General features: G+C 72.3%; 8 protein-coding genes and 1 tRNA gene. 7 read left to right on the plus strand and 2 right to left on the minus strand.

What is annotated here, in order from left to right; genetic code table 11:
• From ACFPA8_RS04885 to ACFPA8_RS04905, 5 genes are all read left to right on the plus strand, one after another.
• Positions 1–1,623 (plus strand): hypothetical protein, encoded by a 1,623-nt coding sequence (locus ACFPA8_RS04885; protein WP_386442724.1) that lies wholly within the window; start codon positions 1–3, stop codon positions 1,621–1,623.
• Entirely contained in the window at positions 1,620–3,131 is a 1,512-nt protein-coding gene (locus ACFPA8_RS04890; protein ID WP_386442727.1) for an AAA family ATPase, read from the plus strand. The genes ACFPA8_RS04885 and ACFPA8_RS04890 overlap by 4 nt, the downstream gene beginning before the upstream one ends.
• 107 nt (positions 3,132–3,238) lie before the next feature.
• Complete coding sequence (locus tag ACFPA8_RS04895) at positions 3,239–3,601, plus strand: hypothetical protein (protein WP_386442730.1); 363 nt, start codon at positions 3,239–3,241, stop codon at positions 3,599–3,601.
• 159 nt (positions 3,602–3,760) lie between these two features.
• Entirely contained in the window at positions 3,761–4,573 is an 813-nt protein-coding gene (locus ACFPA8_RS04900; RefSeq protein ID WP_386442733.1) for a bifunctional DNA primase/polymerase, read from the plus strand.
• Positions 4,564–4,637, plus strand: a tRNA-Lys gene (locus ACFPA8_RS04905). Before ACFPA8_RS04900 ends, ACFPA8_RS04905 begins: the two co-directional genes overlap by 10 nt.
• A gap of 67 nt (positions 4,638–4,704) precedes the next feature.
• On the opposite strand, the gene ACFPA8_RS04910 is transcribed toward ACFPA8_RS04905, so the two are convergent.
• Positions 4,705–5,214 (minus strand): nuclear transport factor 2 family protein, encoded by a 510-nt coding sequence (locus ACFPA8_RS04910; protein ID WP_386442735.1) that lies wholly within the window; start codon positions 5,212–5,214, stop codon positions 4,705–4,707.
• A 51-nt stretch (positions 5,215–5,265) separates the two neighbouring features.
• Here ACFPA8_RS04910 and ACFPA8_RS04915 point away from each other — a divergent pair, with 51 nt between their 5' ends.
• Positions 5,266–5,748, plus strand: a complete 483-nt coding sequence (locus ACFPA8_RS04915) for a MarR family winged helix-turn-helix transcriptional regulator (RefSeq protein ID WP_386442738.1) — start codon at positions 5,266–5,268, stop codon at positions 5,746–5,748.
• A gap of 97 nt (positions 5,749–5,845) precedes the next feature.
• Here ACFPA8_RS04915 and ACFPA8_RS04920 read toward each other — a convergent pair whose 3' ends face one another.
• Positions 5,846–7,012, minus strand: a complete 1,167-nt coding sequence (locus ACFPA8_RS04920) for a M6 family metalloprotease domain-containing protein (RefSeq protein WP_386442741.1) — start codon at positions 7,010–7,012, stop codon at positions 5,846–5,848.
• A gap of 516 nt (positions 7,013–7,528) precedes the next feature.
• Between ACFPA8_RS04920 and ACFPA8_RS04925 the strand changes: the two genes are divergently transcribed.
• Positions 7,529–9,382: a putative bifunctional diguanylate cyclase/phosphodiesterase gene (locus ACFPA8_RS04925; protein ID WP_386442744.1), complete on the plus strand. Its 1,854-nt coding sequence runs from the start codon at positions 7,529–7,531 to the stop codon at positions 9,380–9,382.
• Positions 9,383–9,444 lie beyond the last annotated feature (62 nt).

Here is a 9,444-nt window from a genome sequence, read left to right on the forward strand (position 1 = left end):
GTGTCTCTGATGTCCGCACTGGCACGCATGGAGGCCGCCGCGGCGGGACGCGCCCGGCCCCGCACGACCGTACGCCACCGGCACCTGGCCGAACGTCCGCTCGTGTTCGTGCCGTTGACCACGGCGGGAGAGGCCGGAGCACCGCTCGGCGCCCTCGCCGGCACCGACCGCGACGCGCCCGCACTGCTCGTCGTTCCGCAACCGCGCGACCGGGACCAGCGCTTCGCATTCCTCGCCCGGCTGGCCGCCACGCTCCTCCCCCACCTCGAATCCGCACAGGACGACGTCGAGTTCGAGGAACGCAAGGAGACCGACCCCGAGACGGGCAAGAAGGTCGTCGTCCAGGTCGAACTGTGCACCGACGCACCGCAGTTGCTCGTCCCGAATGCCCCCGGGGTGGACTTCGTGCGGCTGCTGGGCCGCTCGATGCGCTTCCGCCGCACGGCGGAGGAGGACCCCGCCGCCGCCTACCCCGCTCCCCCGCGCGTACCGCTGCTCGGACGCTGGCTCACGCAGTACGGGGAGCGTGCCCGGGTGCCCGGGTCCTGCCTGCTGATGTCCATGACGGAGCTGCTGTCCCGGCACTGGGCCACGGGCCAGAGCGCCCTGGAGGACCAGCACCTGGGGGCGCTGCTCGCCTGGATCGACCCGCCGGAGGGCCTGACCGGCGCCGAGGCCGCGATGCGCGCGGAGACGGAACGGGACGCGGCGGGCCGCCTGCTGTGTCCGCCCGCCGGTCCGGCCACGGACCCTGCCTTCGACAACAAGCTGCTGGCCCCGGCCGTGACGCGCTTCGACGCCGGCGTGCACGGCGCGGAGGAAGAGGTCCGCGCACTGATCGACTCCCAGCTCCGGCCCACGTGGGAGGCGATGTGGCGCGGAATCGACCTGCTCCGCACCCTGCCGGAGGGCGAGCGGGTGCCCGAGCGCTTCAAGCGCGACCGCTGGTCCTACACCGCCCACCGTGACCGCGTCCGCAGCGGCGAGCCGCCGCAGCCCCGCCGGGACGACGCCGTGACGGCTGCGGCCAAGCTCGCCGTACGAGAGCAGGCGCAGGCCCGGCTGGAGGCCCAGGAGGCACTGGACGACCCGCTGGTGATGGCCGAACGCCGCCTGGCGGGCGAGGCGTTCGCCGGAGAGGTCGTCGAGGTCGAGATGGCCTACTCGGAAGGGAAGCGGCCGATGCCCCGCCCCCTGGTCACGCTCCGGACGGCCGACCGTCCCCATCTGGGCGAGGGAGGCAAGGTGCACCGGGCGATGGACGAAGGCGCCCGGCAGAGCGCGGAGTTCGTCTCCGGCCACGGCCCGGGAACGCTGACGCTGCGGCTGACGAACGGCATGGGGCGGAGCAGGGAACCGGCGCCCGGCACGGTCCCCGAGAAGGGGGACCGCCTGTGCTGGACGCTGTTCGAACATTCCCCCCGCGGCGGTCCCGGGCTGCCCGACGTGGAGGACACACCCTGGACGCACGGCGGTCCGCCGCCCGAGAGCGCGTACCCCGGGCCGGGTCCCACCGCGGCCCACGGCCCCGGCGGGGCTACCGGCCCGGCGGGGCCGCCCGGAGAGCGTCCGGCTCCGCTCTTCCCGCTCCCCGACCCCGTCACCAGTGAGGATCTGCTGTGAGCGCGCCTCCTCGCCCCTCCGGCACGGACCCGGCAGGCGGGACGGCCGCCGACGGCGGGAGTTCCGGCGCCGCCGTGCCCTCCCCCGCCGAGGCGGCGGCCCGCGCCACCGAAGCGATCCTCCACGACACCCTGCACAGCGCCTCCCGCGGCGTCGTCGTGGACTCGCCGCCGGGTGCCGGGAAGTCGACGCTCGTCGTCCGCGCCGCACGCGAACTGGCCGCCACCGGGCGCCCGTTGATCGTCATCGCGCAGACCAACGCACAGGTCGACGACCTCGTCGGCCGGCTGGCGGCCGCCGACCCCGAGCTCCCCCTCGGGCGCCTGCACAGCAGCGACCCCCGCCCCTACGACCCCGCCCTGGACGAGCACGCCGCAGTCGTCACCTCCGCCAGGATCACCGACCTCGGCGAACTGCCGGTCATCGTCTCCACCGCGGCCAAGTGGGCCTGGGTGAACACGGAGACGCCCTGGCCGCACGCGATCGTGGACGAGGCGTACCAGATGCGCTCGGACGCCCTGCTCGCCGTCGCCGGACTCTTCGAGAAGGCCCTCTTCGTCGGTGACCCGGGCCAGCTCGACCCGTTCAGCCAGGTGGGTGCCGAGCAGTGGGCGGGCCTGACCTACGACCCGTCCGCGAGCGCGGTCACGACCCTCCTGTCCCACAACCCCGGTCTCCCGCAACACCGTCTCCCCGTCTCCTGGCGGCTGCCCTCCTCCGCGGCACCACTGGTCTCGGCGGCCTTCTATCCGTACACGCCCTTCCGCAGCGGCACCGGCCCCGGCGACCGCGGCCTCACTTTCGGCACGCCCTCGGACGGCACACCGGTGGACCGTGTGGTCGACGAGGCGGCGGGCTCCGGCTGGGGCCTGCTCGAACTGCCCGCCCGCACGACGCCCCGTACCGATCCGGAGGCTGTCGACGCCGTCGCCCAGGTCGTACGGAGCCTGCTGACCCGCCAGGGCACCACCACCGACGAGCGGTCGACCGTGCCCACGCCCCTGACCGCCGACCGCGTCGCCGTCGGCACAGCGCACCGGGACCAGGCCGCGGCCGTACGCGCCGCACTCGCCGCGCTCTCGCTCCCGGCGGTCCCGGACGGCGGGGACCCGGCGGGCCCCGCGGACCCGGCGGGCCCCGCAGGTCCGGCAGACCCCGCCGCCACTGCGGAGAGCACCGACGGCGTGAGCCTCGCGGCCGTCACCGTGGACACCGCGAACCGGCTCCAGGGGAGGGAGTTCGACGTGACGGTGATCCTCCACCCGCTCTCCGGACGCCCCGACGCCACGGCCTTCCACCTGGAGACCGGACGGCTGTGCGTCCTGGCCTCCCGCCACCGGCACGCCTGCATCGTCGTCTGCCGGGCGGGCGTCCCCGAACTGCTCGACGAGCACCCCAGCACCGAACCGGTCCAGCTGGGGGTCACGGTGAAGTTCCCCGACGGCTGGGAGGCGAACCACGCCGTGCTCTCCCACCTCGCGGCACACACGGTCCCGTGGCGGCGGTGAGCGCCGCGTGCGCCCCTGCCCGCCCCCCGCGAGCCCGAAGGCCCCCTGCACACGGCCGCAGAAAGCAGGACAATGGTCGGCGGCCACTACAGATGGAGGTAGCCACCATGCCCGAGCCGCATTCGGCTCCGGACCCGCGCGGGGGCGGCCCGCGCTTCCGCCGTCCGGCTCCGCTGCTCTTCGAGCCCGCCGAGCAGCAGGGCGACGGCGAGCAGTTCTTCGACCTGGACGCGATCACCGACCCCCACGAGCTGCTGGAACGCTCGACCGAGCTCGCACTGGCCTTCCGGGCGGCGGCCGACCGCGCCGTGGAGTTCCAGGCGATGGCCGCGGCGCAGCTCGCCGACCCCAAGCGCTTCGACAGACTCTCGGACGCGGCCATCGCCGAGCGGGGCGACTGGGCCGAGGACTACGCCCGCAAGATGATCGAGTTCGGGCAGGAGCTGCTCACGGACCGCGGGCCGCAGTAACCGGGGCCCTGACGCACGGCAAGCGCCGTCCGTCCCGTGCCCCCGGGGAGACCCGCGGGGCATATGCGGAGGGCGCAACCTACCCGAAAACGCTTGCCGTTGTCCGGTTTTCCCGTGACTGTTCAAAACGGAACGGCATGTCCGGTAGATGTGTATGTCATGAGCGACTGGCAGCGGGACACCACCTCTCAGGGCCTCGACCCCGTCGGCGACCCCGACGTCCTCGAATTCGCCTCCACCCCGGCCACGCGGCACACCCCCGCCGACTCCGGCCCCTCCTTCGTCACCCCCGAGGGCGCCGACTGGCTCGCCTCCGCCAGCCTCTTCCCGTCGAGCGTGCACGCCCTGTGGAGGCACTGCCCCGCCGCACCCCGGACCCTGCCCTGCGGCATCGCCTTCGACGTGGTGAGTACGCCGCCTCTGCACGGACGCCGCCTGCTGGACCGCTTATGGGCGACGGGCCCGGGCACCGGGCCGGTCGCCGTCCACCGGGGCCGAATGCTGATCTTCGCCGCCCCGGGTACGGCCGGGAGGATCGCGGCACTGTCGAGCTGGGGCGAGTGGCGGCAGCCGGCAGCGGCGGACGCGGCGGGGAGCTTGCGCGAACCCCCGGGGACCGCCGTTGCAGAAACGTTCCCCTCCCTCATGTGCCACGGCCTCGGCGACTTCGTGACGGTCCCCGGCCTGCGCCCCGTCGAACACCCCGGCCGCACGGACGAGCGACGGGGCGGCACGGCCTCGCCCGGACGGCAGACCCGCTCCCGCTGGCTCGTGGCACCCGACCTTCGCCGTCCATGGCTCCCGGGAGCCGAAGTGCTCCTGCGCGCGTGCCTGCGCTCACACCGGGGCCGGCTCACCCCGCCCGTCCAGCCCCCCGTACGCGCAGGTCGCGGCCCTGCTGCCGTCGAACAATCGATTTCGGGAACAGCGGACCGTGATGCTAAGGTCTACGACGTCAGCAGGCGCCGCTAGCTCAGTTGGTTAGAGCAGCTGACTCTTAATCAGCGGGTCCGGGGTTCGAGTCCCTGGCGGCGCACAGACAGTCGAAGGCCCCTCGCCGAGGCGGGGGGCCTTCGTCGTGCGCGCACTCGCCCGGACCTGCCTCAGAGGGGCTTCGCCCCCGTCCGCTCGTAGCAGTCGTAGTTCCGCTGCGCCATGATCTTGCCGTCCCGGAACTCCAGGAACGTGGCGATGTGGGCCCGCAGCACATGGCCCGCCGGCAGGTCGCCCAGCGGTACGGCGAGCGTCCCCGTCCAGATCACCTCGAGGGCGACCTGCCCGTTCGCCGCGATCGCGTTGACGACCTCGAAGCTCTGCGCGTCGAGCGCCTTGCGGCCCGCCTCGGCGGCAGCCGTCACGCCGTCCCTGTCCCTCACCGCGCCGTCCGGGAAGAGGGCGTTGGGCAGCTCCCGGTGGACGGCGTCCTCGTGGAAGAAGGCGGCGAGTTCGTCGCCCGTGACGAAACGGGAGACCGCCTGGTGATAGCGCACGGCTGCGCGGATGTCGGGGTGGTCCGGCAGGCCGCGGCCGGGGTCGCACCCTTCAGCGCTCGTCCGGCCGCTCTTGTGCTCGGTCTTGCAGTCGTCCATGTGCTCGGTCATGTGCTCGTCCATACGGACAACCATAGTTGCACAACCTAAGTTGTAAAGGTGAGGATGAGCCCCATGCCTTCCTCCGTCGACCCCCGCGCCCTGGACACCGGCATGCTCGCCCTCTTCGTGGGCTTCGCCGCGTCCGGTCACGTCCAGGAGCAACTGGCCGCACGAGGCCACGGCGACCTGCGCTTCTCCCACGGTTACGTCTTCCAGCACCTCATCGACGCGCAGCCGACCGTCGGGGAACTCGCCGCCGAGCTGGAGATGACCCAGCAGGGTGCCTCCAAGACCGTCGCCGAGCTCGAACGCCTCGGCTACACCGAACGTGCTCCGGACCCACGCGACGCCCGGGTGCGCCGTGTGCGGCTCACGGCCCGCGGGCGCGAGGCGGTCGAAGCCTCCCGGCAGGCCCGTGCGGAGCTGGAGGAACGGCTGGCCGCGCGCTTCGGAGAGGGACGGCTCGCCGAACACCGGGAGCTGCTGGCCGAGTTGCTGCAGGAGCTGGGAGGCACGGCCGTCGTCCGTGCACGGCGGGTCAGACCGCCTCGCTGAGCCCGGACGGAGGCGGCGGGGACGGAACAAGGGACGGGGGCGGGGCGGAGGCAGGGACGCGGCGGGGACGGAACAAGGGACGGGGGCGCGGAACCGCTCAGACCGTCCCGTCCTTCCGCGTGACCTTCACCCGCCAGCCGTCCTTCGCACTGTGGCCGGTGACCTCCACCCGTACGCCTCCGCCGCGGTCCGTCTCGTAGCTCTCGCCCGGCCCGATCGGCGCGTCCGCAAGAGAGGGATACACCGACCCGTCGCTGCAGGCGTGCGTACCGGGGTGGCCGTCGACCACCCGGATCGGACCGTAGGTCGAGGCGCGGTCGCTGCGCACCCAGTACATGAGCACGCCCGCGGCGCACAGGCTCCGGTCGTTGCCCTCGGAGTCGCGGGCCTCTATCGCCAGCGCCTCGTGGTGGCCGGTACGCACCACGGCCAGCCGCCGGTCTCCCTTCCCGCCGAGGGGGTGCGCGGCCACGGGGTGGAGGCGGTGCGTACTGCTGCCCCGGCCCGCCGGGACGCAGCTCACGTTGCGGCGGGAGAGCCACCCGAGCTTCCACTTCTCCCAGGCGAAGAGGTCGGGGGCGAGTCCGAACTGGCTTCCCATGAGGTCCCAGTCGCCGACGTACGTGTCCCAGTCGGCCTGGCCCGAGGCGGGCCGCTGGTAGAGATCCGGGAGGTCGAAGGCGTGCCCGGTCTCGTGGGCGAGGACGTGCCGGTCGGGCGGGCTCTGCTCGAAGACGGTGACGAGCCGGCGCAGCTCGGTGTCGTCGGCCTCTATGGGGTTGTCGAAGTTGACGACCTTCGTGGCGTCGGAGTCGACCCCCCGGGCGTCGGGGTCGGCGACGAGGTACACCAGGTCGTACTTGCTGAAGTCGATGCGCGGATCCGCTGCGGCTATGGCGTCGTGCAGGTACTTCGTGCGCTTGCCGGCCTCCCAGTCACGCTCTATCCCGTACGAGCGGGATGCGGCCGGCATCTCTATCCAGCGCTTCATGGCGTGCGTCTCGAGTCGGAACTTCCCGTAGGAGGCGCGGGAGAAGAAGTCGGCCGTGCCGGGGAAGTGGTCGGAGGCCAGCTCCCCGGGCGTGGCCAGTGGACGGGAGTCCGGGAAGGAGAGGAAGAGCATCGCGGCGTCAAGGCGCCGTTCGGGGCGCGGATACGCGGTGTCCCAGCTGTCCACGCCGAGGGAGTGGTGGGCGCCCGTACGCGGGAGGGCACAGGGGGCGGCCACTGCGGCCGCGGTGATCGGGCCCGCGAAGAGCGCCATGCCTATGAATGCGCAGAGGGCGGTGATGACGGCTCCCGCACGGCGCCATCCGCACCGCACGGAAGCGGGCCTCCGGGCACCGTGCTTCCGCAGTCGCGCCACGTTCCGACCTCACAGAGCCAGGGAGTAAGGACCCTTCAACCCTTGCCCGTAATGTCGGTTAAGTCCTGTTCCGTTAGACCAGGCGCGTGAGCGGCAATATGACTACCGTGTGTGATGCGCAGCGGTACACGATCAGAACCGTTCCCGCACCTTTGCGGGAACGGTCACCCTCGTGTCCACCCTCCCGTCCCACCCGCACCAACGACCCGGTGGGACGCCGTGGATGCTGGCTCCGCTCACGCCCGAACCTCTATGATCGCCACATTTCCAGCGCGGATCGCCACGAAGCGCTTCGGGCCGAACGCCCGGCTGATTCGCACGCGACGAGCCACCCGGCGGGAGCGATTGGTGAACGGACCCATCGAAGGACCGGGCAGAAACTCCGGCAGCGCCACCGGAAATCCCCCGCAGAGGATGACGGAACGTAGTCGTTCCCGTGGCGGCTGGCACAGCAGGAGCGAGTGGCGTGGACGGAAGCGGGACAACGACTTCCGCGCTGCTTTCAACGCCGCACGGCTCGCCATGGCGATCGTCGACCGCGACGGGCGGGTCGTCAGCGCCAACCAGGCACTCGGCACGCTCCTCGGCGCCGCACCGGAGTCGCTGGTCTCGGCTTCGATCACCGACCTTCCCTCACTGGGTCTGGACAGCAGCGCGTTCCGGAGCGGAGGGGCGCTGACGGGGCGCGGTGCGGGCGGCACCGGTAACGGAAGCGGGAACCGGAACGGGAACGGAAGCGGACAGGCGACCACCGCGGCCGGTACCGGTACGGCGAGCGGGCCGGCGGCAGGCACGGCAACGTCCGGACGAGGCGCGGTCGCCCGGATGAGCTGCACCCGGCGGCTGAAGAACCACGACGGCCACACCGTCTGGGCGGAGATCACCCTCGTCCCCACCACCCACGACGGCGAGGCCCTGCTCTCGGTCGCCGACATCAGCGAACAGCGCGATCTGCACGACCGGCTCCGCCACCTCCAGATGCACGACCCGGTGACCCGGCTGCCCAACCGCGCTCTCTTCTTCGAGCGCCTCGCGACCGCGCTCTCGGAGACCGCGACCGGGCGCGTCGGCATCTGCTATCTGGATCTCGACGGCTTCAAGGCCGTCAACGACACGCTGGGCCACCGCGTGGGTGACGAACTGCTGGACGCGGTGGCACAGCGCCTCGTCCAGTGCGCCGAGAGCGGCGGCCAGAGGCACCTGGCGGCGCGGCTCGGCGGGGACGAATTCGCACTGCTCGTCGACGGTTCGACGGGTACGGAGCAGCTCACGACGCTGGCGGACTCGGCTCTGAAGGCCCTTCAGCAGCCCTTCGACCTGGGCGGCCAGCGGCTCACGGTCTCCGCCAGCATCGGGGTGGTGGAGCGCGAGGCCGAGGGGACGGGGCCCACGGAGCTGATGCAGGCCGCCGATACGACGCTCTACTGGGCGAAGGCCGACGGGAAGGCCCGCTGGACCCTCTTCGATCCCGAGCGGAACGCGCACCGCATGACACGGCAGGCCTTGTCCTCGGCGTTGCGCGGTGCTGTCGAGCGGGGCGAGTTCGTACTGGACTACCAGCCGATCGTGAGCTTCGAGGACGACGCGCTGCGGGGCGTCGAGGCCCTGGTGAGGTGGCAGCACCCGCAGTTCGGCAAGCTCGGCCCGAATCGTTTCATCGGGCTTGCGGAGGAGAACGGCGCGATCGTGCCGCTGGGCCGCTGGGTGCTGGAGGAGTCGTGCCGTCAGGCCCGGAGCTGGATGCTCGGTCACGCCGGCCCGCCCATCTACGTCAGCGTGAATGTGGCCGTACGGCAGGTGTGGGATTCCGACCTCGTGGCGGACGTGCGCCATGTGCTGGAGAAGACCGGACTGCCCTCCGGGCTGCTGCAACTGGAGCTGACCGAATCGGCCGTGATGGGCTCCGCGGGCCAGCCGCTGCAGGCCCTTCAGGCACTGAGCGACATGGGCGTACGCATCGCCATCGACGACTTCGGCACCGGCTACTCCAACCTCGCCTACCTCAGCCGCCTCCCGGTGCGCACACTGAAGCTGGACGGGTCGTTCGTGCGGGGCTTCCACGCCCCGCGGCACTCCAACCCGGCGGACGAGACGATCGTCACGGCGCTCGTGCGGCTCGCCCACCAGTTGGGGCTGACGGTGACCGCCGAGTGCGTGGAGGACCAGGCCCAGGCGGACCGGCTGCGGCGCATCGGCTGCGACACGGGGCAGGGCTGGCACTACGCCAAGCCCATGCCGGCGCACTGCATCTCGGCCCTGCTGCACTAGGCCCTGTCTGACAAATCTCGCCTTGCTCGCGACGACTGGCACGCACATCCGCTGCGTTGTCG

Origin of the sequence: Streptomyces ovatisporus (assembly GCF_042653885.1) — a bacterium.
Classification (GTDB): domain Bacteria; phylum Actinomycetota; class Actinomycetes; order Streptomycetales; family Streptomycetaceae; genus Streptomyces; species Streptomyces ovatisporus.

Coding starts and splice junctions, on each gene's coding strand:
- ACFPA8_RS04915 (WP_386442738.1), top strand. CDS start 5,266: ATGCCTTCCTCCGTCGACCCCCGCGCCCTGGACACCGGCATGCTCGCC.
- ACFPA8_RS04920 (WP_386442741.1), bottom strand. CDS start 7,012: ATGGCGCTCTTCGCGGGCCCGATCACCGCGGCCGCAGTGGCCGCCCCC.
- ACFPA8_RS04910 (WP_386442735.1), bottom strand. CDS start 5,214: ATGGACGAGCACATGACCGAGCACATGGACGACTGCAAGACCGAGCAC.
- ACFPA8_RS04895 (WP_386442730.1), top strand. CDS start 3,239: ATGCCCGAGCCGCATTCGGCTCCGGACCCGCGCGGGGGCGGCCCGCGC.
- ACFPA8_RS04925 (WP_386442744.1), top strand. CDS start 7,529: ATGACGGAACGTAGTCGTTCCCGTGGCGGCTGGCACAGCAGGAGCGAG.
- ACFPA8_RS04900 (WP_386442733.1), top strand. CDS start 3,761: ATGAGCGACTGGCAGCGGGACACCACCTCTCAGGGCCTCGACCCCGTC.